This is a genomic window from Streptomyces sp. NPDC004126, from assembly GCF_050275515.1.
In the GTDB taxonomy this organism is placed as follows: domain Bacteria; phylum Actinomycetota; class Actinomycetes; order Streptomycetales; family Streptomycetaceae; genus Streptomyces.
This window is the reverse complement of the sequence record NZ_JBNNPF010000057.1, coordinates 1-24,848: the sequence shown is the minus strand read 5'-3', so window position 1 is coordinate 24,848 and position 24,848 is coordinate 1. Positions and strand designations below refer to the sequence as shown.

The following is a 24,848-nucleotide window of genomic DNA, read 5'->3' as shown; positions in this document are numbered from 1 at the left end:
GCGCGGTGTGACTGGGCGGCCTTGTTATATATTTAACAACGCGCCGGGGGGCCCCCACACCCCCTCCGGGGGGGGGGGGGGGGGGGGGGGGGGCGGGCCCCCCCCCCCCCCCCCGCCCCTCCGTCGTGTTCCGTACGCCTCAGGCGCCGGTGACCTCCACCGCGGCCAGGTTCTTCTTGCCGCGGCGCAGCACCAGCCAGCGCCCGTGCAGCAGGTCCTCCTGCGCGGGGACCGCGTCCTCGGCGGTGACCTTCACGTTGTTCACGTAGGCGCCGCCCTCCTTCACGGTCCGGCGGCCCGCGGACTTGCTCGCGACCAGGCCGGTCTCCGCGAACAGGTCCACGACCTGCGCCAGCTCGGTGACGCGGGCGTGCGGCAGCTCGGACAGGGCCGCGGCCAGCGTCGCCTCGTCCAGCTCCGCCAGCTCGCCCTGGCCGAACAGCGCCTTCGACGCGGCGATCACGGCCGCGCACTGGTCCGCGCCGTGCACCAGCGTGGTCAGCTCCTCCGCCAGCGCCCGCTGGGCGGCCCGCATCTGCGGACGCTCCGCGGTCTGCGCCTCCAGCTCCTCCAGCTCCTCACGGGACCGGAAGGACAGGATCCGCATGTAGGTGGAGATGTCCCGGTCGTCCACGTTCAGCCAGAACTGGTAGAACGCGTACGGGGTGGTCATCTCCGGGTCCAGCCACACGGCGCCGCTCTCGGACTTGCCGAACTTGGTGCCGTCCGCCTTGACCATCAGCGGGGTCGCCATCGCGTGCACGTGCGCCGTCGGCTCGACCCGGTGGATCAGGTCGAGGCCCGCCGTCAGGTTGCCCCACTGGTCGGAGCCGCCCTGCTGGAGGGTGCAGCCGTAGCGGCGGTACAGCTCCAGGAAGTCCATGCCCTGGAGCAGCTGGTAGCTGAACTCCGTGTAGCTGATGCCCTGCTCGGAGTCGAGCCGCTTGGCGACCGAGTCCTTGGTCAGCATCTTGTTGACGCGGAAGTGCTTGCCGATGTCCCGCAGGAACTCGATGGCGGACAGGCCCGCCGTCCAGTCCAGGTTGTTCACCATGACCGCCGCGTTCTCGCCCTCGAAGGACAGGAACGGCTCGATCTGCGTGCGCAGCCGGTTCACCCAGTTCGCGACCGTCTCCGGGTCGTTCAGGGTGCGCTCCGCCGTCGGACGCGGGTCACCGATCTGGCCGGTGGCCCCGCCGACCAGCGCCAGCGGCCGGTGGCCGGCCTGCTGGAGCCGGCGCACGGTGAGCACCTGCACCAGGTGCCCCACGTGCAGCGAGGCCGCGGTCGGGTCGAAGCCGCAATAGAACGTGACGGGACCGTCCGCGAAGGCCTTGCGCAGCGCTTCTTCGTCCGTGGACTGGGCGAACAGCCCGCGCCACTTCAGTTCGTCGACGATGTCCGTCACGGTCTCTCGACTCCTTACGAATTGTGGAAATGCCGAGTTCAGTCTAGGTGGATCAGACGCCCTTGCTGACCGAACTCATGTTGAAGTCCGGGATGCGGACAGGCGGCATCGCGGCCCGGGTGAACCAGTCGCCCCACTCCCTCGGAAGGGTCTTCTCGGTACGCCCCGCCTCCGAGGCCCGCGACAGCAGGTCCACCGGCGACTCGTTGAACCGGAAGTTGTTCACCTCGCCCGTGACCTGCCCGTTCTCCACCAGGTAGACCCCGTCCCGGGTCAGGCCGGTGAGCAGCAGCGTGGCCGGGTCCACCTCGCGGATGTACCAGAGGCAGGTCAGCAGCAGACCCCGCTCGGTGCCCGCCACCATCTCGTCCAGGGACTTGTCGCCGCCCCCGTCCAGGATCAGGTTCCCGAAGGAGGGGGCGAGCGGCAGCCCGGTCAGCGCGGCGCTGTGCCGGGTCGTGGTCAGCCGGGCCAGCTCGCCCTCCTTGATCCACTCCGTCGCCGGGACCGGCAGGCCGTTGTCGAAGACCGACGCGTCGTCGCCCGAGCTGTGCGCGATCACGAACGGCGAGGACTCCAGGCCCGGCGCGTTCGGGTCGCTGCGCAGGGTCAGCGGCAGCCGCGACAGCCGCTCCCCGATCCGGGTGCCGCCGCCGGGCTTGGAGAAGACCGTCCGGCCCTCCGTCGCGTCCCGGGCCGTCGCCGACCACATCTGGTAGATCAGCAGGTCGGCCACCGCGGTCGGCGGCAGCAGGGTCTCGTACCGGCCCGCCGGCAGCTCGACCTTCCGCTCGGCCCAGCCCAGGCGCACGGCCAGCTCCGCGTCCAGGGCCGTCGGGTCCACGTCCTTGAAGTCCCGGGTGGCCCGGCCCGCCCAGGCCGAGCGCAGCCGGTCGGGGGACTTTGCGTTGAGCTCCAGGGTGCCGTTCGGCTGGTCGTGGCGCAGCCGCAGCCCCGTCGAGGTGCCGACGTACGTGGAGGTCAGCTCGTGGTTCGCGAAGCCGTACAGCTCGCGGCCGCCCGCCCGGGCCCGGGCGAAGGCCTCGCCGAGGGCCGGGGCGAAGTCCGCGAACACGGCCGAGGAGGTCTCGTCCGGCGCGTCCGTGAAGTCCGGGGAGGCCGGGGTGCCGGTCACCAGCGGCTGGGCGTCCTCGGCGGGACCGCCCGCCCGCGCGGCGGCCTCGGCGGCCCGGACCAGGGGCTCCAGGTCGGCGGCGGTGACGGCGGAGCGCGAGACGACCCCCGAGGCCGTGCCCTCCCTGCCGTCGACGGTGGCGATGACCGTCAGCGTCCGGCCGCGGCTGACGCCGTTGGTGGTGAGCGCGTTGCCGGCCCAGCGCAGGTTGGCGCTGGACTCCTCGTCCGCGATGACGACGCAGCCGTCGGCGGTGGACAGCTCCAGGGCCCGCTCGACGATCTCGTGGGGCTTCGTGCGGTTCGGCGACATCAGCGTCCGGCCTCCTGGGTGGTGTTCAAGATGTTCACGTCGCGGAACAGGGCCGACGGGCAGCCGTGCGAGACCGCCGCGACCTGGCCCGGCTGGGCCTTGCCGCAGTTGAAGGCGCCGCCCAGGACGTAGGTCTGCGGGCCGCCGACCTTCTCCATGGAGCCCCAGAACTCGGTGGTCGTGGCCTGGTACGCGACGTCGCGCAGCTGTCCGGCCAGCTTGCCGTTCTCGATCCGGAAGAAGCGCTGCCCGGTGAACTGGAAGTTGTAGCGCTGCATGTCGATCGACCAGGACCGGTCGCCGACCACGTAGATCCCGCGCTCCACCCCGCCGATCAGGTCCTCCGTGGAGAGCCCGCCCGGATCCGGCTGGAGCGAGACGTTCGCCATCCGCTGCACGGGCACGTGCCCGGGGGAGTCGGCGTACGCGCAGCCGTTGGAGCGGCCGAGGCCGGTCAGCCGGGCGATCCGCCGGTCGGTCTGGTAGCCGGCCAGGGTGCCGTCCTTGACCAGGTCCCAGCTCTGCGCCTCGACGCCCTCGTCGTCGTAGCCGATGGTGGCCAGACCGTGCTCGGCGGTGCGGTCACCGGTCACGTTCATGATCGACGAGCCGTACTTGAGCCTGCCCAGCTGGTCGAAGGTGGCGAAGGAGGTTCCCGCGTACGCGGCCTCGTAGCCCAGCGCCCGGTCGAGCTCGGTGGCGTGGCCGATGGACTCGTGGATGGTGAGCCACAGGTTGGACGGGTCCACGACCAGGTCGTAGCGCCCGGCCCGCACGCCGGGGGCCCGCATCTTCTCGGCGAGCAGCGCCGGGATCTGCTCCAGCTCGGCGTCCCAGTCCCAGCCGGTGCCGGTCAGGTACTCCCAGCCGCGCCCGGCGGGCGGGGCGATCGTGCGCATCGAGTCGAACTCGCCGGTGGTCCCGTTGACGGCGACCGCGGTGAGCTGGGGGTGGACGCGCACCCGCTGCTGGGTGGTCGAGGTGCCCGCGGTGTCGGCGTAGAACTTGTTCTCGTGGACGGCGAGCAGCGAGGCGTCCACGTGCGCCACGCCCTCGGCCGCGAGCAGCCGCGCGCTCCAGTCGGCGAGCAGCGCCGACTTCTCGGCGTCCGGCACCGCGAAGGGGTCGACGTCGTAGGCGGAGATCCAGGTCTTGTCGGCGTGCACCGGCTCCGGGGCCAGCTCCACCCGCTCGTCCGAGCCGGCCGCCTTGATCACCTGGGCGGACAGCTTCGCCATGGCCACGGCCTGCGAGGCCACCCTGGCGGCGCCGTCCATGGTCAGGTCCACGCCGGAGGCGAAGCCCCAGCTGCCGCCGTGCACCACCCGGACCGCGTAACCGAGGTCGGTGGTGTCGGAGCCGCCCGAGGGCTTGGCGTCGCGCAGCCGCCAGGAGGCGCTGCGGATCCGCTCCAGCCGGAAGTCGGCATGGTCGGCGCCCAGCGCGCGGGCCCGGGCGAGTGCCGCGTCGGCGAGCGCCCGCAGGGGCAGCGCGGTGAAAGCCGCGTCGATGGAATGGGCCACGGAAGTCCTCCCGGGGTCGGGGCCGGTCGCCCCGATCATGTCGCGCCCGGGGCGGCTGTGCCTACATCTTTCTGTAGGGACTCGACAGAGCGGATCGCGAGGCCCTGTCGGAGCCCGATTCTCCGGATGCCCGGCGCGGCCTATAGGTTTTTGCTAATCAGACCGCTAGCGAAAGGGTGATCCGTTGAGCCGCTCGGTTCTCGTCACCGGAGGAAACCGGGGCATCGGCCTCGCCATCGCCCGAGCCTTCGCAGAGGCCGGCGACAAGGTCGCCATCACGTACCGTTCGGGCGAGCCCCCGCAGGAGCTCACCTCGCTCGGTGTGCTGGCGGTGCGCTGTGACATCACCGACTCCGAGCAGGTGGAGCAGGCCTACAAGGAGATCGAGGAGAAGCACGGCAACGTCGAGGTGCTGGTGGCCAACGCCGGCATCACCAAGGACACGCTGCTGATGCGGATGTCGGAGGAGGACTTCGCGTCCGTCGTCGACACCAACCTCACCGGCACCTTCCGCGTGGTCAAGCGCGCGAACCGCGGCATGCTCCGCGCCAAGAAGGGCCGCGTCGTCCTGATCTCCTCGGTCGTGGGCCTGCTGGGCTCGGCCGGCCAGGCCAACTACGCCGCCTCCAAGGCCGCGCTGGTGGGCTTCGCCCGCTCGCTCGCCCGTGAGCTGGGCTCCCGCAACATCACCTTCAACGTGGTCGCCCCCGGCTTCGTGGACACCGACATGACGAAGGTGCTCACCGACGAGCAGCGTGCGGGCATCGTGGCGAACGTGCCGCTCGCCCGCTACGCGCAGCCCGAGGAGATCGCGGCAGCCGTCAGCTTCCTGGCGTCCGACGACGCCGCGTACATCACCGGAGCCGTCATTCCCGTTGACGGCGGATTGGGCATGGGTCACTGATCACCATGAGCGGAATTCTCGAGGGCAAGCGCATCCTCATCACGGGTGTGCTGATGGAGTCCTCCATCGCTTTCCACACCGCCCGGCTGGCCCAGGAGCAGGGCGCCGAGGTCATCCTCACCGCCTGGCCGCGGCCGTCGCTGACCGAGCGCATCGCCAAGAAGCTGCCCAAGCCGGTCAAGGTGATCGAGCTCGACGTCACCAACGACGAGCACCTCGCCCGCCTGGAGGGCCTCGTCCGCGACGAGCTCGGCGGCCTCGACGGCGTCGTCCACTCCATCGGCTTCGCCCCGCAGGACGCCCTCGGCGGCAACTTCCTGAACACCCCGTTCGAGTCGGTCGCCACCGCCATGCACGTCTCGGCGTTCTCGCTGAAGTCGCTGACGATGGCCTGCAAGCCGCTGTTCCCGGCGGAGGGCGCGGCCGTCGTCGGCCTCACCTTCGACGCGCAGTTCGCCTGGCCGCAGTACGACTGGATGGGCCCGGCCAAGGCCGCCCTGGAGGCCACCAGCCGTTACCTGGCCCGCGACCTGGGCAAGGAGAACATCCGCTGCAACCTGGTCTCGGCCGGCCCGCTCGGCTCGATGGCCGCGAAGTCCATCCCGGGCTTCTCCGACCTGGCGGACACCTGGAACCACCGCTCCATGCTGGAGTGGGACATGAGCGACCCGGAGCCCACGGGCCGCGGTGTCGTCGCGCTGCTGTCGGACTGGTTCCCGAAGACCACCGGCGAGATCGTCCACGTGGACGGCGGCCTGCACGCGATGGGTGCCTGATTCCGGGACCACCCACCCGTACCGCGGCGATGGCCGCGCCTTCCTCCGGGAAGGCGCGGCCATCGCCGTTTTCCCTGTCCGGCCGGGGCGGCCGAGGGGTCCTCAGGGGGCGCCGCACGGCCGTGTTCGATCGGATGTCCGAGCCCGGGGTGGATCTTCCCGAGTCGAAAACCGGGACAGATGCCTGCAAAATGACCATGCCGGGATCTTCCCGGCGTGTCCGGGGAGGAGGTACGGGTGCGCGCGAGGCCGAGCCGAGCGGTATCGCTGCTGGTCACCTCAGTGTTCCTGACCGGCCTCCTGGGCCCCGGGGCCCTCGCCCAGCCCGGCGTACGGGAACCCGTACCCGGCCCCGAAGCGGCCGGCCGGGCCGTCGTGAACTTCGACGACATCCCCGCCGAGCCACCCGTACGGCCCGCGAAGCCCCCCGTCCGGGAGCTGTTCGGAGCCGACTGCGACACGCAGATCACCGGCTCCACGGTGGTCGCCTCCTGCCACAACGGCTACCCCGAGACCGACCTGCTCCGCCTCCACGTCGAGTGCGAGCGCTGGTGGGACGTCGACGGCGACGGCGCCCTCGTCCCCCTGGACCCGGCCGGCCGCACCCGGCTCACCGGACGCTGCTGGAAGGAGGTCCGCACGGCCTGGGTGAGCCACCAGCGCACCCCCGGAGGTCCATAGGGGGCCTCTTGTGGATCAGGCCGGGGTCTTGCCCAGGCAGACGAAGGGGTAGCCCGCCGCCTCCGCCGCCGCCGTGTCCCCGTCCCCGCGCCGGATCGCCTCGATCAGCCGGGCGTGGTCCAGGTGGTCCGCCGGGTTCAGCTCGGTGCCGACGTCCGTCCGCAGCCAGTCCGCGACCAGGTCGCCGAGGTCCGCGTACAGCTCGATCAGCACCTCGTTGTGCGAGGCCGTCACCACCGCCATGTGCAGGCTCACGTCCGCCGCCACGAACAGCTCCGCGTCCCCGCTCGCCCACGCCTCCTCGCGCCGCGCCAGCAGCGCGTCCAGCTGGACGAGGTCCCGGTCGGTCCGCCGCTCCGCCGCCAGCCGGGCCGCCGAGGACTCCAGCGTCGAGCGCAGCTCCGCGATGTGCCGCGGGTCGGCCCCCGCGAAGCGCCGGTGCATCACCCCGGCCAGCTCGCTGGTCGCGAGCACGTACGTACCCGAACCCTGGCGGATGTCCAGGAGCCCGTTGTGCGCGAGGGCCCGGACCGCCTCCCGCACGGTGTTGCGGGCGACGCCCAGGAGCTCCACCAGCTCGGGCTCGGTGGGGATCCGGCTCCCGACCGGCCACTCGCCGGACGTGATCTGGTTCCTCAGCTGGGCGATCACCTGGTCGACGAGCGCGGATCGCCGGGGCGAGGTCAGCGGCATGGCGGGTGGATCCCCCTCGGGGTCGGCCGGAGCGGCGACGGACGGAGCGGCGACGGACGGAGCCGTGCGGAACGGTTCAAGACTGGACAACCAATCATCCCATGATTCTATGATGGCTGGATGCACGACGAAGACATCCAGACCATGAGCCGCCCGGCGGTCGCGAGCGGCGGCCCCGCCGCCCTGCCCGCCACCGCCCCCGCCGACGCCGCCCCCAAGTGGCTGGGCCCGGTACTCGTCGTCGGAATCGTGCTGGCCGCCCTCAACCTGCGGCCCGCCATCACCAGCCTCGGAGCCCTCTTCGAAGAGGCCCGCACCGGCCTCCACATGAGCGGCACCGTCGCCGGGCTCATCACCTCGGTCCCCGCCCTCTGCTTCGCCGTCTTCGGCATCACGGCCCCCCGGCTCTCCCGGCGGTTCGGCCCGGCCGCCGTCGTCTGCGCCGGCATGGCCGCAGTCGCCGCCGGCCTGCTGATCCGCCCCTTCGCCGACAACGCCGCCGGATTCCTCGCCGCCAGCGCCCTGTCCCTGGCCGGCATAGCCCTGACCAACGTGCTGCTCCCGGTGATCGTCAAGCGCTACTTCCCGGACCGGGTCGGCACCATGACCGGCCTCTACTCCATGGCCCTGGCCGCCGGCACCTCCCTCGCCGCCGCCGCGACCGTCCCCCTCACCAGCGCCCTCGGCGGCAGCTGGCGCACCGGCCTGCTGATCTGGGCCGTCCTCGCCGCCGCCGCCGTACTGCCCTGGCTTCCGATCGCCGCCGCCGGCCGCCGCGAGAGGGCCGCCGCCCCCGCCACCGCGACCGCCGAGGCCGGCCCCTCCGTCGTCCGCAGCCGCACCGCATGGGCCCTGGCCTGCTACTTCGGCCTCCAGGCCACCGGCGCCTACGTCACCATGGGCTGGCTCCCGCAGATCTTCCGCGACGCCGGCGTCTCCGCCTCCACCGCCGGAGTCCTGCTCGCCGTCACCATGGTCATGGGCGTCCCCCTGGCCTTCGTCATCCCCGGCCTCGCCGGACGGATGCGCAACCAGGGCCCCATCGCCGTCGTCCTCGGCCTCTTCGGCTTCGCCGGCTACCTCGGGCTCTACCTCGCCCCCGCCGCCGGAGCCTGGGCCTGGGCCCTGCTGCTCGGCATCTCCAACTGCGCCTTCCCCCTCGTCATCACGATGATCGGGCTGCGCGCCAAGTCCCCGGCCGGGGTCGTCAAGCTCTCCGCCTTCGCCCAGAGCACCGGCTACCTCATCTCCATCCCCGGCCCCCTGGTCATCGGCACCCTCTACCAGCACAGCGGCGGCTGGGACATCCCGCTGGCCCTGATGGCGGCCCTCCTCGTCCCCCAGATCGTCCTCGGCATCCTCGCGGGCCGGGACCGCACGATCGAGGACGAATGCGGCATGGGAGACTGAACGGCATGTCGCCCGTACTCGAACCCAACCCCCAGAACGGCCACAAGAAGCTCGGCCTCGTGCTCGGCGCGATGCTGCTGGTGACCGTCGTCATCGCCGTCATCGCGACCATCGCCTCCCCCTGACACCAAGGCCCCCTAGGGGATGGTGGGGCTATCCCCACCATCCCCTAGGGGGCCAGGTTCAGGGTCGCGTGGGGTGCGCCCCGGATGGGAACCGCCCCTTCGGATCCATAGATTCGAAGGAGAGCGAGCCCGTCCCACCCGCACACCCACGGAGGCGGCCATGTCGGCCCCCGCACACCTTCCCGCCCCCCGCACCACCGCCCCCGACACCCGGCTGCACTGGTGGACGCTGGCCCTGCCCGCGCTCGCCTTCGGCCTCCTCCTGCTCCTCCTCGCCGGCTCCGGCCAGGCGCACGCCGCCGCCGAAGAGGGCTCCGCGCTCGTCCAGGTCACCCACCAGCTGATGCGCGCCGTCGGCTGACCCACGTGCGCCGGGCACGCCCCACCGAGGGGGGAAGGCCCTCCAACACCCTGCGCCCGGTGGCTCGTTTCGTGCGAAGCTGGGGGCCATGAGCGCCGACACACCCCGCAGGATCGCCCTCCTCCGGCACGCCAAGGCCGACTGGCCGCAGGTGTCCGACCACGACCGCCCGCTGGCGGAACGCGGCCGCAAGGACGCGCCCGCCGTCGGACTGAAGCTGGCCGAGACCGGCATCACCTTCGACCTGGCCCTCTGCTCCACCGCCGCCCGCACCCGGGAGACCTGGAAGCTCGCCGTCCAGGAACTCCCGTCCCGGCCGAAGACCTCGTACGAGGAGCGGATCTACGAGGCGTCGCCCGGCGAGCTCATCGCCCTGCTCAACGAGACCCCCGACGAGGTCTCCGACCTCCTCGTCATCGGCCACAACCCCGGCATGCACGCCCTCGCCGACGTCCTGTCCGGACGCTCCGAGGGCGACACCCTGGCCCGGATGACCCGCACGGGCTTCCCGACCGCCGCGCTGGCCATCGTCTCCTTCACCGGCTCCTGGAAGTCCCTCGAACCCGGCGTGTGCACCATGCTGGACTACTGGACGCCCAAGGAGCACTGAGCCCGCGACGCCGCGCGCCCGGCCGGAAGGACCCGGCCGGGCGCGGTACGTGCGTGCGTACGTACGGGGTCAGGCCAGGTCGGCCGCTTCCACTTCCTCCCGGGTGACGCCGAGCAGGTACAGCACGGCGTCCAGGAACGGGACGTTCACGGCGGTGTGCGCGGCCTCGCGGACCACCGGCTTGGCGTTGAAGGCCACGCCCAGCCCGGCCGCGTTCAGCATGTCCAGGTCGTTGGCCCCGTCACCGATCGCCACCGTCTGCGACAGCGGCACCCCGGCCTCCCCGGCGAAGCGGCGCAGCAGCCGGGCCTTGCCCGCCCGGTCCACGATCTCCCCGGTGACCTTGCCGGTCAGCTTCCCGTCGACGATCTCCAGGGTGTTCGCCGAGGCGAAGTCCAGCCCCAGCCGCTCCCGCAGGTCGTCCGTGACCTGCGTGAACCCGCCGGACACCACGCCCACCTGGTAGCCCAGCATCTTCAGCGTCCGGATCAGGGTCCGCGCGCCCGGCGTCAGCCGCACCTCGGAACGGACCTTGTCCACCACCGACGCGTCCAGCCCCGCCAGCAGGGCGACCCGGGCGTGCAGGGACTGCTCGAAGTCCAGCTCGCCGCGCATGGCCCGCTCGGTCACCTCGGCGACCTCGGCCTCGCAGCCGGCGTGCGCGGCGAAGAGCTCGATGACCTCGTCCTGGATCAGGGTCGAGTCCACGTCCATGACCACCAGCCGCTGCGCCCGGCGGTGCAGCCCGGCCGAGACCACGGCCACGTCCACGCCGATCTGCGCGGCGGTGGTGGCCAGGGCGGTGCGCAGCGGCTCGGTCTCGACGCCGGAGACGGCGAACTCGACCGCCGTCACCGGGTACTTGGCGAGCCGGAAGATACGGTCGATGTTTCCGCCGGTCGCGGTGATCCGGGCGGCGATGGTGGCGGTGGACTCGGCGGTGAGCGGGTGCCCGAGGACGGTGACGTGGGAGCGGCCGCTGCCGCGCGGCCGGTTGTCACCGGTACCGGAGATGATCTCCGCCTGCAGCCTGAGCGACTCGGCCCAGCTGTGCACGGTGGCGCGCAGCTCGCCCTCGGAGCCGGCGGCGGGCTTGGTGACGAGGGCGCACAGGACGATGCGGCCGCGGGTGACGACCTGCTCGATGTCGACGACATCGACGGAGTAGGCGGCGAGGGTGTCGAACAGCCCGGCGGTGATCCCGGGACGGTCCTTGCCGAAGATCTTGACGAGGAGGGTGGGGACGTCGGAGGTCTGCGAAGCGCTCATGGTGCCCACACCGTATCCTCCTGCCCCCCGCCGCCGGATCCCCGTCCCACCTTTCAGACGCGCCGCGCCGCGGAGCCGGGGGAGAAGGAGGAAAGGGGTACGGCCCGTGAAGAAGCCGGGGAGGCGAGAAGTCCCGTATCGCACTCTCCGGGTGCATTCGACCCGGCCGGTAACCGCCCCCGGAGCCCCGCGGAAGGCCCCGATTCCACATGTGGCCGCAGGCCTGAAATAGTTCCACCGGATGTTCGCCATCCCTAGACTCCCTGACGTCGTTCTCCCTGGACGCCAGGGGGATTCTCGGGGGACCTTAAGTGGGGCTGGAGTGCCGGAACTCGTACTGGAATTGAACGGAAGGACCTGGACGCTCGATCCGTCCAGGTCGTACTCGCTGGGGCGCGATCCCCAGGGAGACGTGGTGATCGATGACGCCAGGGTGTCGTGGCGGCACGCCACCATCAGCTGGAACGGCCGGAGTTGGGCCCTCGAGGACCACGGCAGCACCAACGGCACCTACGTGCACGGCGCGCGGGTCCAGCAGACGGAGCTCGTGCCCGGCACGCCGGTGCACCTGGGCAACGCCACCGACGGCCCGCGGCTGAATCCGAGCGCCGCGCAGGCGCAGCAGCCGGCCTATCAGGCCCCGGCGCAGCAGCAGGCGTACCAGGCCCAGGGCCAGGCCCCGGCCCAGCAGCCGCAGCAGCAGCCCGCCTGGGACCAGCAGCCGCAGCAGCAGCAGCCGTACGTGCCGCAGCAGCAGGGCGGCGGCGCCGGTGGCGGCATTCCCGCGCAGCAGGCCGCCGCGGCCCCCGGGTACGCCGGCGACCACCGCAGCCCGACGACGTTCCACCAGATCGCCGTCGGCCGCGTCATGCGCATCGGCCGTGCCCTGGAGAACGAGCTCGTCGTCTCCGACCTCCAGGTCTCGCGCCACCACGCGGAGTTCCGCTCCACCGGCGGCCGCTTCGAGATCCACGACCTCGGCAGCCACAACGGCACCTACGTCAACGGCCAGCCGCTGCCCAAGTCCGGCACCGCGCTGCTCGGCCCGAACGACATCGTCGGCGTCGGCCACTCGACGTTCAAGATCGTCGGTGACCGGCTCGAGGAGTTCGTCGACACCGGTGACGTCTCCTTCTCGGCCCGCCACCTCACGGTCACCGTCGACGGCGGCAAGCAGATCCTCAAGGACGTCACCTTCGGCGTCCCGGAGAAGTCGCTCATCGGCGTCATCGGCCCCTCCGGCTCCGGCAAGTCGACGCTCCTGAAGGCGCTCACCGGCTACCGGCCCGCCGACCAGGGTGACGTCCTCTACGACAACCGCAACCTGTACAAGCAGTTCGCGGAGCTCCGCCAGCGCATCGGCCTGGTCCCGCAGGACGACATCCTGCACAAGGAGCTGAAGGTCTCGACCGCCCTGAAGTACGCGGCCAAGCTCCGCTTCCCGGGCGACACCGCCGAGTCCGAGCGCTCCGCCCGCATCGACGAGGTGCTGCGCGAGCTCAAGCTCGACATCCACAAGGACAAGAAGATCACCTCGCTCTCGGGTGGTCAGCGCAAGCGCGTGTCCGTGGCCCTGGAGCTGCTCACCAAGCCGTCGCTGATCTTCCTGGACGAGCCGACCTCCGGCCTCGACCCCGGCATGGACCGCGACGTCATGCAGCTGCTGCGCGGCCTCGCCGACGACGGCCGCACCGTCCTCGTCGTCACCCACTCCGTGGCCGAGCTGGGGCTGTGCGACAAGCTGCTCGTCATGGCCCCGGGCGGGTCCGTCGCCTACTTCGGCCCGCCGGACGAGGCGCTGAACTTCTTCGGCTACACCACCTGGGCCGACGTGTTCTCCGCCTTCGAGAACTACCGCGACTACGACTGGGCCGGCCGCTGGAAGGGCTCGCAGCACTACCAGCTGTACGCCGCCGACCTCGACGCGGTCGCCCCGCAGCAGGTCGCGATGGCGCCGCAGCAGATGATCCCGCCGAAGCCGCAGGGCTGGGGCTCGCAGCTGTGGACGCTGATGCGCCGCTACGTCTCGGTGATCGTCTCCGACGTCGGCTTCCTCGCCCTGATGGTGCTGATGCCGGCCGTCCTGGGCGTCGTCTCGATCGTGATCCCCGCGAAGTTCGGCCTCGCCCCGCCGACCCCGCCGTCGCGCTTCAACGGCGACGCGGGCACGATCATGCTGATCCTCGCGGTCGGCATGTGCTTCTCGGGAGCGGCCAACTCGGTCCGTGAGCTGATCAAGGAACGCGTCATCTACGAGCGTGAGCGCGCGACCGGCCTGTCCCGGTCCGCGTACCTCATGTCCAAGGTGATCGTCCTCGGTGTGATCACCGCCCTCCAGGGCGTGATCATCTGCGCCATCGCCTTCACCCCGCGCAAGCTGCCCGCCGAGGGCCTCTTCATGAACCCGGCCGTCGAGCTCTGCATCTCGGTGACCGCGCTCGGCTTCACCGCGATGATGTTCGGCCTCGTGATCTCCTCGCTGGTGAAGACCGCCGAGAAGACCATGCCGCTGCTCGTCATGTTCGCGATCGTCCAGGTCGTCTTCACCGGCATCCTGTTCCAGCTGTACGACAAGATCGGCCTGGAGCAGTTCGCCTACCTGATGCCGTCCCGCTGGGCCATCGGCGCCGCCGGCACCACCCTGAACCTGGGCAAGCTCATGGCGCCCTGGGACCCGCAGAACCCCACCAACACCGACCCGCTGTGGGACCACACCGCCGGCCAGTGGTTCATGGACGTCTTCGTCCTGCTGGCGCTCGGCGTGATCTGCGGCTTCGCCGTGGCGCGCCTGCTGCGCCGCCACGAGCCCGAGGTCATGCGCAAGTAGCGGGCGGGTCCGCCGGGACCGCGCACGCGTGAAACGCCTCAGGGCGGCCCCCGGAAGTCCGGGGGCCGCCCTGAGGCGCATGGGGGGCGTGCGGTGCCTAGTAGGCGCTGTTCACGTTGTCCATCGAGCCGTAGCGGTCGGCGGCGTAGTTGCACGCGGCGACGATGTTCGCGACCGGGTCGTACAGGTCGAACTTGGTGCCCTTGACGTGGTACGTGTTGAAGGTCGGCTGGATGACCTGGAGCAGGCCCTTCGACGGGATGCCGTTCTTCGCGTTGATGTCCCACAGGTTGATCGCCTTGGGGTTGCCGCTCGACTCGCGCATGATGTTGCGGTGGATGCCGGAGTAGGTGCCCGGAATGCCCTCGCGCTTCATGATGAAGAGGGCTTCCTTGATCCAGCCGTCGAGGTTGTTCGCGAAGACCGGCGTGCGGGCCGCGGAACGGCTGGCGGCCTCCTTGGCCTCGCGGTCCTTCTTCGCCTGCGCCTCGGCCTCGGCCTTCGCCGCGTCCTTGGCCTTCTGGTCGGCGACGGCCTGCTGGGCGCCCACGTGCTTCTGCACGGACTGGGTCCAGGCGACCGGAGCGGCCTCGAACGTCTGAGCCTGAGCGGTCTCGGTACCGGCGGGGACGAGGGAGAAGGCGAGGGCGGCGGCACCGAGGGTGGCGACACCGGCGATCGACAGCTTGTGTGCCTTCGTCAGACGATAGTGACCGGGCGTGCTGGAAGCAGACATGCGGGGCAACCTCTTCGAATAGCGGGGGCCGCAGGAAAGCGCCGCTCGGATCCGGGATCCGCGGCGCTGTGCGACGGCAGCCATTCTTAGCGGCGGCAAAATGCCCTGGCAAAGGTGTGACGTACGATCCCGGTTAGTGGATCACGGCCCCCGGCGGGCGCCGGATTTCCACCCCCGCCGCTAGGCGCAGCAGCACTGACGGCGCCTTTATGCGTCCACTACGCGGCTTCGTAAGTGATGTGCGTCCTATGCCGGGGCTCACATCGGGCACGTAACGGTCTCACCCGCAGTTGCTGCCGCAATTCAATGCGTGACCGAACTCCGCCTTCCGGACGAGACGATCTCCGCCGGACCTCATCCCCAGGGCGCAGGCCCCGCCCCCCAGCCCCCTCCCCGGGCCGTACGCCCCAGGTCCCAGGACCTACACCCGAAGCCCGATCCCGCAGGTCAGGGCCGCCGGTACGGTGAGCCCATGCACAACGGACCCGCTACGGGAGGACTGGCGGCCGTCAGCACCGCCCTGCTCGCCATGAGCCGGCGGCTGGAGGTCCACGACGTCCTGCGCACGATCGTCGCCTCCGCCCGCGAACTGCTGGACGCCGAGTACGCCGCCCTCGGCGTCCCCGACGACCACGGGGGCTTCGCCCAGTTCGTCGTGGACGGCATCAGCGAGGAGCAGTGGCGCCGCATCGGCCCGCTGCCCCGCCAGCACGGAATCCTCGCCGCGATGCTCCACGAGGAGACCCCCGAGCGGCTGGAGGACGTGCGGAAGGACCCGCGCTTCGGGGGCTGGCCCGCCGCCCACCCCGACATGTCCGGCTTCCTCGGCCTGCCCATCAGGGACGGGGAGGAGAACCTCGGCGCCCTCTTCCTCGCCAACAAGAACGGCCCCGGCGGCTTCACCGACGAGGACGAGGCCCTCCTCTCCCTCCTCGCCCAGCACGCGGCCATAGCCCTCACCAACGCCCGCCTCTACGAGCGCAGCCGCGAGCTGACCATCGCCGAGGAGCGCTCCCGGCTCGCCCACGAGCTGCACGACGCCGTCAGCCAGAAGCTGTTCTCCCTGCGCCTGACCGCCCAGGCCGCCGCCGCCCTCGTGGACCGCGACCCGGCCCGGGCCAAGGGGGAGCTCCAGCAGGTCGCCGCGCTCGCCGCGGAGGCCGCCGACGAGCTCCGCGCCGCCGTGACCGAGCTGCGGCCCGCCGCCCTGGACGAGGACGGCCTCGTCCACACCCTGCGCGACCACGTCCGCGTACTCGACCGCGCCCACACCGCGCGCGTCACCTTCACCTGTGACGGCGTACGGGCCCTGCCCGCCGCCCAGGAGGAGGCCCTGCTGCGGGTCGCCCAGGAGGCCCTGCACAACGCCCTGCGGCACTCCGGCGCGGACCGCGTCGAGGTCACCCTCGCCCGCACCCCCGCGGGCGGTGCCGTCCTGCGCGTCCGGGACTGGGGCCGGGGCTTCTCCCCCTCCACCGTCCGCCAGGCCGGCCGGCACCTCGGGCTCGTCTCCATGCGGGACCGGGCGAGCGGCACCGGAGGCCGGCTGGAGGTCCGCTCGGAGCCCGGTGAGGGCACCACGATCGAGATGGAGGTCCCCGGTGGCTGACACCGACGGCCGCGGCCGGATCCGCGTCCTGCTCGTCGACGACCACCAGGTGGTCCGCCGCGGCCTGCGCACCTTCCTGGAGGTACAGGAGGACATCGAGGTGGTCGGAGAGGCCGCCGACGGGGCGGAGGGCACCGCCCGCGCCGAGGAGCTGCGCCCCGACGTCATCCTCATGGACGTCAAGATGCCCGGCACCGACGGCATCGAGGCCCTGCGACGGCTGCGGGACCTGGAGAACCCGGCCCGGGTCCTGATCGTCACCAGCTTCACGGAACAGCGGACCGTCGTCCCCGCGCTGCGGGCCGGCGCCGCCGGATACCTCTACAAGGACATCGACCCCGACGCCCTGGCCGGAGCCATCCGCTCCGTGCACGCGGGACACGTCCTGCTCCAGCCGGAGGTCGCCGAGGCCCTGCTCGCCGCCCAGGACGACCAGAACGGCCCCGGGGGCCGCCCCGGCTCGCTGACCGACCGCGAACGCGAGGTCCTGGGCCTCATCGCCGACGGCCGCTCCAACCGGGAGATCGCCAGGACGCTCGTGCTGTCGGAGAAGACGGTCAAGACGCACGTCTCGAACATCCTGATGAAGCTGGACCTCTCCGACCGCACCCAGGCCGCACTGTGGGCCGTCAGGCACGGCATCGCGGAGTGACCGCGGAGTAATGGGCCGATCCGAGATTCATACGGTCGGGTGTATGTAGCCCACATGGCGTATCCCGGCCGGGGTGCCGCCGTTCTCCATGGCGTGCCGCGACGGCTGGTCGCGGCAGACGTACTGGAGGACGAGAACGTGAAGAACTTCAAGAAGGCCGCAGCCGTCACCATGATCGCGGGCGGCCTCGTCGCCGCCGGCGCCGGTGTCTCCTCGGCGCACGGCGGTGCGTCCGCGGAGGGCGAGGCCCTGAACTCGCCCGGCGTGGCCTCCGGGAACCTGCTCCAGGTCCCCGTGCACGTCCCCGTGAACGTGGTCGGCAACACCGTCAGCGTGATCGGCCTGCTCAACGGCGCCTGGGGCAACACCGGCGTCAACGCCTGACCCCCGGCCCGCGGCCCCGCTTCCACCTTCTCCCCGGGAAGCGGGGCCGCGGCGCATCCGCGCGTCGAGCCCCGCGCAGCGGCACCGCCCCGCCCCCCGGAACCGCCGGAGGCTACCGCTGTTCCACCGCCGAGTTGTACGCCGCCACCAGCGCCCGCCGGGCGACCCGCTCCACCGGCCGCAGCGCCTCCGCCCGCGCCGCCATCTCCGAGGCCGCCACCGCGCCCCCGTGCCCGCGCTCGTACGCCAGCGACACCATCAGGTCCACCCGCTGCGCCAGCGCCAGCACCCGTACCGCCCGCGCCGGATACCCGGGCGCCAGCACGTCCCGCCCCGCCTCCGCCCGCGCCCGGTACGCCGACAGCGCCGCCTCCGCCACCGGACCCGACCCCGCCACGTCCAGCCGGGTCAGCACCACCGTCGCCTCGCGCAGCGCCTCCGCCAGCTCCCGCTCCGCCTCGCCCAGCGACGGCACGTCCGCCGGCGGGGCCTCCCGCACCGGCAGGCAGTGCCACACCACCGATACGTGCACGTCACCCGCCGGGCCCGCCTCCGTGACCTCCGGCACCAGCCCCAGCGCGGCCCCCGCGCACACCACCGCCTCCTCGGCCTCCAGCGCCCGCGCGTTGAACTCCGGCGGCCCGCTCAGCCCCAGCGGATGCCCCGCCACCGGCAGAGCCACCCGCAGCCCGGTCACCCCCAGCGCCCGCAGCCGCCCCAGCGCCAGCGTGAGCCCCACCGGCCCCGCCTCGCCCGGCAGCCCGGCGACCCGGTGCACGGCGTCCTCGCCCACGATCGACAGCGCCGCCTCGTCGGGCGAGACCAGACCTGCCAGCAGAGCGTTCCCCCAGGCGGCCAGCCGCCCTGAACGTGGTTCGAAAAGCATCCCCCCACTCTACGGATCCGCCCCCCGACCCGGCCTGGCGCCCGGAGCCCGCTCGGAGTGGCGTAGGTTTTCCCCTGGGGCCGCGCCTACAGGCGCGCACAGAGAACCGTGACTGCAAGGGGTGACAACACGCTCATGAGCGATGTTCTGGAGCTGGTGGACGTATCCGTGGTCCGCGAGGGCCGGGCTCTGGTGGACCAGGTCTCCTGGTCGGTCAAGGAGGGGGAGCGCTGGGTCATCCTCGGCCCCAACGGCGCCGGCAAGACCACGCTGCTGAACCTCGCCTCCAGCTACCTCTACCCCACCAAGGGCACCGCCACGATCCTCGGCAGCACCCTCGGCAAGCCCGGCAGCGACGTCTTCGAGCTGCGGCCGCGCATCGGCGTCGCCGGCATCGCGCTCGCCGACAAGCTCCCGAAGCGGCAGACCGTCCTGGAGACCGTGCTCACCGCCGCCTACGGCATGACCGCGACCTGGCAGGAGGAGTACGAGGACGTCGACGAGCAGCGCGCCCGCGCGTTCCTCGACCGCCTCGGCATGAGCGAGTACCTCGACCGCAAGTTCGGCACCCTCTCCGAGGGCGAGCGCAAGCGCACCCTGATCGCCCGCGCGCTGATGACCGACCCCGAGCTGCTCCTCCTCGACGAGCCCGCCGCCGGCCTCGACCTCGGCGGCCGTGAGGACCTCGTCCGCCGCCTCGGCCGCCTCGCCCGCGACCCCATGGCCCCGTCCATGGTCATGGTCACGCACCACGTCGAGGAGATCGCCCCCGGCTTCACGCACGTCCTGATGATCCGGCAGGGCAAGGTCGTCACCGCCGGTCCCATCGACCTGGAGCTGACCTCCCGCAACCTCTCCCTCTGCTTCGGCCTCCCGCTCATCGTCGAGCGCAACGAGCACGACCGCTGGAGCGCCCAGGGCCTGCCCCTGCGCTAGGACTCGCGCCCGTCCCGGCGCCAGGCCCCGACGTTCGCGCCCTGTCCGGCCGCGCCCGCCCGACCTACCATGACCATGTGGACATCGACGCATGGGTGTGGTGGCTCATCGGCGCGGTCGGACTGGGCATCCCCCTCGTCCTGACCGCCCTGCCGGAGTTCGGCATGTTCGCCGTCGGCGCGGTCGCCGCGGCCGTCACCGCGGCCGTCGGCGGGGGAGTGGTCGCCCAGGTCCTGGTCTTCGTCGTCGTGTCGGTCGCGCTGATCGCCGTCGTACGGCCGATCGCCAACCGCCACCGCGACCAGCGGCCCCAACACCGCAGCGGCATCGAGGCGTTGAAGGGCAGATCCGCCGTCGTCCTCGAACGGGTCGACGGCAGCGGCGGCCGCATCAAGCTGGCCGGCGAGATCTGGTCCGCCCGCACCCTCGACTCGGACACGAGTTTCGAACCCGGCCAGTCCGTCGACGTCGTCGACATCGACGGAGCGACCGCGGTCGTCATGTGACAAGCAGCCCACCCGCGGCCCCGGGGTCTGCGAGACTCCGATCAACGGGGCAGCACAGACAGCCGGAAGGGCACGGGGAACCACATGCAACCGATCATCATCGTCCTGATCATCCTGGTGGTACTGGTCTTCATCGCCCTGGTCAAGACGATCCAGGTGATCCCCCAGGCCAGCGCCGCCATCGTCGAGCGGTTCGGCCGCTACACCCGCACCCTCAACGCGGGCCTCAACATCGTCGTCCCGTTCATCGACTCCATCCGCAACCGGATCGACCTCCGTGAACAGGTCGTCCCCTTCCCCCCGCAGCCGGTCATCACCCAGGACAACCTGGTCGTCAACATCGACACCGTCATCTACTACCAGGTGACCGACGCCCGCGCCGCCACGTACGAAGTGGCCAGCTACATCCAGGCCATCGAGCAGCTCACCGTCACCACCCTGCGCAACATCATCGGCGGCATGGACCTGGAGCGGACCCTCACCTCCCGCGAGGAGATCAACGCCGCCCTGCGCGGAGTCCTCGACGAGGCCACCGGCAAGTGGGGCATCCGCGTCAACCGCGTCGAGCTGAAGGCCATCGAGCCGCCGACCTCCATCCAGGACTCGATGGAGAAGCAGATGCGCGCCGACCGCGACAAGCGCGCCGCGATCCTCCAGGCCGAGGGCGTCCGCCAGTCGGAGATCCTGCGCGCCGAGGGCGAGAAGCAGTCCTCCATCCTCCGCGCCGAAGGCGAGGCCAAGGCCGCCGCCCTCAAGGCCGAGGGCGAGGCCCAGGCCATCCGGACCGTCTTCGAGTCCATCCACGCCGGCGACGCCGACCAGAAGCTCCTCGCCTACCAGTACCTCCAGATGCTCCCGAAGATCGCCGAAGGCGACGCCAACAAGCTCTGGATCGTGCCCAGCGAGATCGGGGACGCACTCAAGGGACTCTCAGGCGCCATGGGCAACTTCGGCCCCCTCGGCGGCGGTCCGACCGGCTTCAACCCGCAGAACCCCGGCAAGGGCACCCCCGCCCAGGACGCCCCCGCCGAGCGGCGCGAACAGCCCCCCATCGACTGACGCGACCTCCCCTTCGTGCATGATCGGTGAGGCCCCTCGACCTTCATGGCGGGGAGGCGACTCACTCACACAAAGGGGATGGCTCCGTCCATGTCCATGTCCATCTGGGAATCGCTCGCGGTCTTCGGCGCCGGAATCGGCGCCGGGACCATCAACACCATCGTCGGCTCCGGCACCCTGATCACCTTCCCGGTGCTCCTCGCCACCGGCCTGCCCCCGGTCACCGCCAACGTCTCCAACACCCTCGGCCTGGTGCCCGGTTCCATCAGCGGAGCCATCGGCTACCGCAAGGAACTCCAGGGCCAGCGCGCCCGCATCGTGCGCCTCGGCGCCGTCTCCCTCGTCGGCGGGCTCGCGGGCGCCATCCTGCTCCTGACCCTGCCGTCGGACTCCTTCGACACCATCGTGCCCGTCCTCATCGGCCTGGCCCTCCTCCTCGTCGTCCTCCAGCCCCGGCTCGCCGCGACACTGCGCCGCCGCCAGGAAGCAGCGGGACGCGATCCGGGCGGATCGGACGGAGGCACACCGCTCCTGGCCGGCATGCTGCTCTCCAGCGCCTACGGGGGCTACTTCGGCGCCGCACAGGGAGTCCTCTACGTCGGCCTGATGGGCCTGCTGCTCCACGAGGACCTGCAACGGATCAACGCCGTCAAGAACGTGATCGCCGCGCTCGTCAACGGCATCGCGGCCGTCTTCTTCCTCTTCGTCGCCGACTTCGACTGGACGGCCGTCCTCCTCATCGCCGTCGGCTCCACCATCGGCGGCCAGATCGGCGCCAAGGTCGGCCGCCGGCTCCCCCCGACCGCCCTGCGCGGCGTCATCGTGACGGTCGGGATCGTGGCCATCGTCCAACTGCTGCTCCGCTGAGCGACGTAGAAGAAATACGCCGCCCAACGGGCCCGGGGAGACGCCGGACTACGCGGTGCGCGCCAGCCACTCCGGCAGCGCGTCCTCCCCGCCCACCCCCAGAGCGAGCAGCATCGCGTCCGCCGGAGAAGGCACGAAGGGCTTCCGCAGCAGCGGCATCCCCGCCTCCTCCGGCGTCCGCGCCGCCTTGCGGTGGTTGTCCTCGGCACAGGAGGCCACCGTGTTCAGCCACGTGTCACCACCCCCCTGGGCCCGCGGCAGCACATGGTCCACGGTCGTCGCGCGCTTCCCGCAGTACGCGCACCGGTGCTGGTCCCTGACCAGCACCCCCCGCCGTGACCAGGGAGCATGTCTTCGGAAGGGCACCCGCACGTACCGGCACAGCCGGATCACCCGCGGCATCGGAAGCTCCATGGTGGCCGCACGCACGCGCAACTCGGGATGCGACTGTTCGACGACGGCCTTGTCCTGCAGAACCAGCACGACCGCCCGGTTCAGCGTCACCGTCGACAGCGGCTCGAAGCTCGCGTTCAGTACCAGCGTGTCCCGCATCTCGCCCACCTCCCGTGTGCAGGCCCGCGACCACCCTGGCGGCAAGGCCCGCAACCACTCTGGCCGCGCGCGCCACGCGGGACAACGCAATAAAAATGCCCGGTCCTGGCCTTCTTTAGACCAGGACCGGGCGAACAGCCGGAGAACGATCAACGCGCCGCGGGCGACTCGTACTCACCGATCAGCTGGGCACGGCCCAGCGCGTGGAACCTGAGGTGGAAACCGACCGACGCCGGAGAGGAGTCCTCGTCCGTCCCCAGCTCCTCCCGGTCCACCGCGTACACGGTGAACACGTACCGGTGCCGCTCCCCGCGCGGCGGAGCAGCCCCGCCGAAGTCACGCGTGCCGTAGTCGTTGCGCACGTGCACCGCGCCCTCGGGCAGCCCCTCGAAGTCCCCGCTGCCGGCACCGGCCGGCAGCGAGGTCACCGACGCCGGGATGTCGAACAGCACCCAGTGCCAGAACCCGCTGCCCGTCGGCGCGTCCGGGTCGAAGCACGTCACCGCGAAGCTCTTCGTCCCCTCGGGGAAGCCCTCCCAGCTCAGCTCCGGCGAGAGGTTCTTGCCCGTCAGGACCTGGGCCGCGTGCAGATCGGCACCGGGCGAGACGTCCTCGCTGGTCACGGTGAAGGACGCCACCTCGGGGTGGAAGTCGTGCGGAAGGGGGGCCCTGTTCTGTTCGGCCACTGCTGTCCTCCTGGATCGGATGAGGGGTACCCGCCCGAGCCTAGAACCAGTTGCGCTGCGAACCGACCGAGGCGATCCACTGGTTCAGGTACGCCGCCCAGTCGGTCCCCTGGTACGACTGCAGACCCACCTGGAAGCAGCGGTAGGTGTCGCTGCCCTCGCTGAACAGCCCCGGCTTCTTGTCCATCTCCAGCACGACGTCCATCTCGTGGCCGTCCGAGACGAAGGTCAGCTCGACCTGGTTCAGCCCCCGGTACTGCGACGGCGGCAGGAACTCGATCTCCTGGTAGAACGGCAGCGTCTGCCGGGTCCCCCGGATGTGCCCGCGCTCCATGTCCGCGCTGCGGAACGTGAAGCCCAGCTGCCGGAAGGCGTCCAGGATCGCCTGCTGCGCCGGCACCGGGTGCACGTTGATCGCGTCCAGGTCACCCGCGTCCACCGCGCGCGCGATCTCCAGCTCCGTGCTGACCCCGATGTTCATCCCGTGCAGGTGCTGGCCGCCGAAGTGGGTCACCGGCGTCTCGGCCGGGATCTCCAGCCCGAAGGGCACCACGTGCAGCGCACCGGGCTGCACCTTGAAGGCACCGCCGAGGCGCTGCTTGGTGAAGACGATGTCCTGCTTGTACTCGCTGTCGCCGCCCTCCACCTCCACCCGCGCCTGGAGCCCCACCGACAGACCCTCGATCTGCTGCTCGACGGACCCGCCCTGGATCCGCACCTCGCCCTGGACGATCCCGCCCGGCACCACGTTCGGCTCGGTGATGACCGTGTCCACCGAAGCACCGCCGGCACCCAGGCTCGCGAACAGCTTCCTGAAGCCCATGCTCTATCTCCCCTACACAGATATACGGATCCACTGACCCCTTACCACTGCGGAACCATAGGGCCCGGTTGCAGCGACGCGCGTTCCACTACGCTCGACCGGATGAGCGCGCGCCCCGACCGTACGCCCCTGTCCCGGTCCTTCTTCGACCGCCCGGTCCTCACCGTGGCCCCCGACCTGCTCGGCAGGATCCTGGTCCGCCGTACCCCGGACGGCCCGATGGAACTGCGCATCACGGAGGTGGAGGCGTACGAGGGCGAGGCCGACCCCGGCTCCCACGCCTACCGCGGCCGCACCGCCCGCAACGCGTCGATGTTCGGGCCGCCCGGACACGCGTACGTCTACTTCATCTACGGCATGTGGTTCAGCCTCAACCTCGTCTGCGGCCCGCCGGGCCACGCGAGCGGAGTACTGCTGCGCGCGGGGGAGGTGACAGTGGGCGCCGACCTGGCCGCCAAACGTCGACTTTCAGCCAGATACCCGCGCGAACTGGCCAAGGGGCCGGCCCGCCTGGCCACCGCCCTGGACGTCGACCGCTCCCTCGACGGCACGGACCTCTGCGCGGGCCCCGACTCCCCCCTGTCCCTCCTGGCCGGCACCCCCACCCCGCCCGACCAGGTCGGCAACGGTCCCCGCACGGGCGTCGGCGGCGCCGGCGCGGCCCACCCCTACCGCTACTGGATCACCGGCGACCCCACGGTGAGCCCCTACCGGGCCCACGCGCCGCGCCGCCGCCCAACTTGACTCGATCTTGGGAGACGCCTAACGTAGCCCGAGCCGCTTGAACGGGGCGCTGTCTTCAGCAGACCCCCAGAGCGGCCAAACCACTACCTACGACTTACCCCTGGCGGGGTCTTATTCGGCATGCCCGAATTCCCTGCCGACCGGCTCGATTATGAGTCGGCAGGGAAAAGCGTTAACGTAGTGACCACGCCGAAAGGGAAAGCGCGAAAGCGCAGGACCTCGAAAGCGCCGAGGAAATCGGACACGAAAGAGTCTGATAGAGTCGGAAACGCAAGAACGAAGAACGAAAGCCCGGAGGAAAGCCCGAGAGGGTGAGTACAAAGGAAGCGTCCGTTCCTTGAGAACTCAACAGCGTGCCAAAAATCAACGCCAGA

Annotated in this window: 26 protein-coding genes; 16 read left to right on the top strand and 10 right to left on the bottom strand. The window is 71.2% G+C overall.

The genetic code is table 11. The features are described from left to right. Nucleotides 1-139 precede the first annotated feature (139 nt). From tyrS to ACQKM2_RS34515, 3 genes are read right to left on the bottom strand one after another with little or no spacing between them, the layout of a single operon-like run. A complete protein-coding gene (gene tyrS / locus ACQKM2_RS34525; RefSeq protein ID WP_427716882.1) occupies nucleotides 140-1,408 on the bottom strand; it encodes a tyrosine--tRNA ligase in 1,269 nt (422 codons plus the stop codon). A gap of 52 nt (nucleotides 1,409-1,460) precedes the next feature. Continuing rightward, complete coding sequence (locus ACQKM2_RS34520) at nucleotides 1,461-2,855, bottom strand: metallopeptidase TldD-related protein (protein ID WP_427716880.1); 1,395 nt, start codon at nucleotides 2,853-2,855, stop codon at nucleotides 1,461-1,463. After that, a complete protein-coding gene (locus ACQKM2_RS34515; RefSeq protein ID WP_427716879.1) occupies nucleotides 2,855-4,417 on the bottom strand; it encodes a TldD/PmbA family protein in 1,563 nt (520 codons plus the stop codon). Before ACQKM2_RS34515 ends, ACQKM2_RS34520 begins: the two co-directional genes overlap by 1 nt. 145 nt (nucleotides 4,418-4,562) lie before the next feature. Here ACQKM2_RS34515 and fabG point away from each other — a divergent pair, with 145 nt between their 5' ends. The 3 genes from fabG to ACQKM2_RS34500 all read left to right on the top strand — a co-directional run bounded on the left by fabG (nucleotide 4,563) and on the right by ACQKM2_RS34500 (nucleotide 6,739). After that, complete coding sequence (gene fabG, locus ACQKM2_RS34510) at nucleotides 4,563-5,282, top strand: 3-oxoacyl-[acyl-carrier-protein] reductase (protein ID WP_125819328.1); 720 nt, start codon at nucleotides 4,563-4,565, stop codon at nucleotides 5,280-5,282. Nucleotides 5,283-5,287: 5 nt separating this feature from the next. Beyond that, entirely contained in the window at nucleotides 5,288-6,058 is a 771-nt protein-coding gene (gene fabI / locus ACQKM2_RS34505; protein WP_007263356.1) for an enoyl-ACP reductase FabI, read from the top strand. 237 nt (nucleotides 6,059-6,295) lie between these two features. After that, nucleotides 6,296-6,739: a hypothetical protein gene (locus ACQKM2_RS34500; protein WP_427716876.1), complete on the top strand. Its 444-nt coding sequence runs from the start codon at nucleotides 6,296-6,298 to the stop codon at nucleotides 6,737-6,739. A gap of 15 nt (nucleotides 6,740-6,754) precedes the next feature. Here ACQKM2_RS34500 and ACQKM2_RS34495 read toward each other — a convergent pair whose 3' ends face one another. Beyond that, a complete protein-coding gene (locus tag ACQKM2_RS34495) occupies nucleotides 6,755-7,432 on the bottom strand; it encodes a FadR/GntR family transcriptional regulator (RefSeq protein WP_427716909.1) in 678 nt (225 codons plus the stop codon). 120 nt (nucleotides 7,433-7,552) lie between these two features. Here ACQKM2_RS34495 and ACQKM2_RS34490 point away from each other — a divergent pair, with 120 nt between their 5' ends. The 4 genes from ACQKM2_RS34490 to ACQKM2_RS34475 all read left to right on the top strand — a co-directional run bounded on the left by ACQKM2_RS34490 (nucleotide 7,553) and on the right by ACQKM2_RS34475 (nucleotide 9,938). Beyond that, nucleotides 7,553-8,842 (top strand): CynX/NimT family MFS transporter, encoded by a 1,290-nt coding sequence (locus tag ACQKM2_RS34490; protein WP_427716874.1) that lies wholly within the window; start codon nucleotides 7,553-7,555, stop codon nucleotides 8,840-8,842. Between the two features lie 5 nt (nucleotides 8,843-8,847). Further along, complete coding sequence (locus ACQKM2_RS34485; RefSeq protein ID WP_260618654.1) at nucleotides 8,848-8,967, top strand: SGM_5486 family transporter-associated protein; 120 nt, start codon at nucleotides 8,848-8,850, stop codon at nucleotides 8,965-8,967. A 160-nt stretch (nucleotides 8,968-9,127) separates the two neighbouring features. Continuing rightward, nucleotides 9,128-9,328 (top strand): hypothetical protein, encoded by a 201-nt coding sequence (locus ACQKM2_RS34480; protein WP_427716872.1) that lies wholly within the window; start codon nucleotides 9,128-9,130, stop codon nucleotides 9,326-9,328. A gap of 88 nt (nucleotides 9,329-9,416) precedes the next feature. Continuing rightward, nucleotides 9,417-9,938, top strand: coding sequence for a SixA phosphatase family protein (locus ACQKM2_RS34475; protein ID WP_427716870.1), 522 nt, complete (start codon nucleotides 9,417-9,419; stop codon nucleotides 9,936-9,938). A 69-nt stretch (nucleotides 9,939-10,007) separates the two neighbouring features. Here ACQKM2_RS34475 and serB read toward each other — a convergent pair whose 3' ends face one another. Continuing rightward, on the bottom strand, nucleotides 10,008-11,207 hold the full coding sequence (gene serB, locus ACQKM2_RS34470) for a phosphoserine phosphatase SerB (protein ID WP_427716868.1): 1,200 nt from the start codon (nucleotides 11,205-11,207) through the stop codon (nucleotides 10,008-10,010). A 322-nt stretch (nucleotides 11,208-11,529) separates the two neighbouring features. On the opposite strand from serB, the gene ACQKM2_RS34465 reads away from it, so the two are divergent. Next, a complete protein-coding gene (locus ACQKM2_RS34465; RefSeq protein WP_427716867.1) occupies nucleotides 11,530-14,034 on the top strand; it encodes an FHA domain-containing protein in 2,505 nt (834 codons plus the stop codon). Between the two features lie 97 nt (nucleotides 14,035-14,131). Here the strand turns inward: ACQKM2_RS34465 and ACQKM2_RS34460 are convergent, their stop codons facing one another. Next, nucleotides 14,132-14,770 (bottom strand): transglycosylase SLT domain-containing protein, encoded by a 639-nt coding sequence (locus ACQKM2_RS34460; protein WP_427716865.1) that lies wholly within the window; start codon nucleotides 14,768-14,770, stop codon nucleotides 14,132-14,134. A 472-nt stretch (nucleotides 14,771-15,242) separates the two neighbouring features. On the opposite strand from ACQKM2_RS34460, the gene ACQKM2_RS34455 reads away from it, so the two are divergent. The 3 genes from ACQKM2_RS34455 (at nucleotide 15,243) to ACQKM2_RS34445 (ending at nucleotide 17,415) form a co-directional block, all read left to right on the top strand. Beyond that, nucleotides 15,243-16,379, top strand: a complete 1,137-nt coding sequence (locus ACQKM2_RS34455) for a GAF domain-containing sensor histidine kinase (protein ID WP_427716863.1) — start codon at nucleotides 15,243-15,245, stop codon at nucleotides 16,377-16,379. After that, a complete protein-coding gene (locus ACQKM2_RS34450) occupies nucleotides 16,372-17,031 on the top strand; it encodes a response regulator (protein WP_427716861.1) in 660 nt (219 codons plus the stop codon). Before ACQKM2_RS34455 ends, ACQKM2_RS34450 begins: the two co-directional genes overlap by 8 nt. 138 nt (nucleotides 17,032-17,169) lie before the next feature. After that, complete coding sequence (locus tag ACQKM2_RS34445) at nucleotides 17,170-17,415, top strand: chaplin (protein WP_042803098.1); 246 nt, start codon at nucleotides 17,170-17,172, stop codon at nucleotides 17,413-17,415. 112 nt (nucleotides 17,416-17,527) lie between these two features. Here ACQKM2_RS34445 and ACQKM2_RS34440 read toward each other — a convergent pair whose 3' ends face one another. Further along, the gene (locus ACQKM2_RS34440) at nucleotides 17,528-18,301 is read right to left on the bottom strand and encodes a hypothetical protein (protein ID WP_427716860.1); all 774 of its coding nucleotides are present in this window, start codon (nucleotides 18,299-18,301) and stop codon (nucleotides 17,528-17,530) included. Between the two features lie 135 nt (nucleotides 18,302-18,436). Here ACQKM2_RS34440 and ACQKM2_RS34435 point away from each other — a divergent pair, with 135 nt between their 5' ends. From ACQKM2_RS34435 to ACQKM2_RS34420, 4 genes are all read left to right on the top strand, one after another. After that, a complete protein-coding gene (locus ACQKM2_RS34435) occupies nucleotides 18,437-19,237 on the top strand; it encodes an ABC transporter ATP-binding protein (RefSeq protein ID WP_427716859.1) in 801 nt (266 codons plus the stop codon). Nucleotides 19,238-19,314: 77 nt separating this feature from the next. Beyond that, nucleotides 19,315-19,743: an NfeD family protein gene (locus tag ACQKM2_RS34430; protein WP_427716857.1), complete on the top strand. Its 429-nt coding sequence runs from the start codon at nucleotides 19,315-19,317 to the stop codon at nucleotides 19,741-19,743. A gap of 84 nt (nucleotides 19,744-19,827) precedes the next feature. After that, nucleotides 19,828-20,802: an SPFH domain-containing protein gene (locus ACQKM2_RS34425; protein WP_427716856.1), complete on the top strand. Its 975-nt coding sequence runs from the start codon at nucleotides 19,828-19,830 to the stop codon at nucleotides 20,800-20,802. A gap of 96 nt (nucleotides 20,803-20,898) precedes the next feature. Beyond that, nucleotides 20,899-21,669, top strand: coding sequence for a sulfite exporter TauE/SafE family protein (locus ACQKM2_RS34420; protein WP_427716908.1), 771 nt, complete (start codon nucleotides 20,899-20,901; stop codon nucleotides 21,667-21,669). A gap of 48 nt (nucleotides 21,670-21,717) precedes the next feature. On the opposite strand, the gene ACQKM2_RS34415 is transcribed toward ACQKM2_RS34420, so the two are convergent. The 3 genes from ACQKM2_RS34415 to ACQKM2_RS34405 form a co-directional block, all read right to left on the bottom strand. Next, complete coding sequence (locus tag ACQKM2_RS34415) at nucleotides 21,718-22,221, bottom strand: HNH endonuclease (RefSeq protein ID WP_042800736.1); 504 nt, start codon at nucleotides 22,219-22,221, stop codon at nucleotides 21,718-21,720. 149 nt (nucleotides 22,222-22,370) lie between these two features. Then, nucleotides 22,371-22,907: a YbhB/YbcL family Raf kinase inhibitor-like protein gene (locus tag ACQKM2_RS34410; protein ID WP_427716854.1), complete on the bottom strand. Its 537-nt coding sequence runs from the start codon at nucleotides 22,905-22,907 to the stop codon at nucleotides 22,371-22,373. A 40-nt stretch (nucleotides 22,908-22,947) separates the two neighbouring features. Next, the gene (locus tag ACQKM2_RS34405) at nucleotides 22,948-23,730 is read right to left on the bottom strand and encodes a sporulation protein (RefSeq protein WP_427716852.1); all 783 of its coding nucleotides are present in this window, start codon (nucleotides 23,728-23,730) and stop codon (nucleotides 22,948-22,950) included. Nucleotides 23,731-23,832: 102 nt separating this feature from the next. Between ACQKM2_RS34405 and ACQKM2_RS34400 the strand changes: the two genes are divergently transcribed. After that, nucleotides 23,833-24,474 (top strand): DNA-3-methyladenine glycosylase, encoded by a 642-nt coding sequence (locus ACQKM2_RS34400; protein WP_427716850.1) that lies wholly within the window; start codon nucleotides 23,833-23,835, stop codon nucleotides 24,472-24,474. Nucleotides 24,475-24,848: the final 374 nt, after the last annotated feature.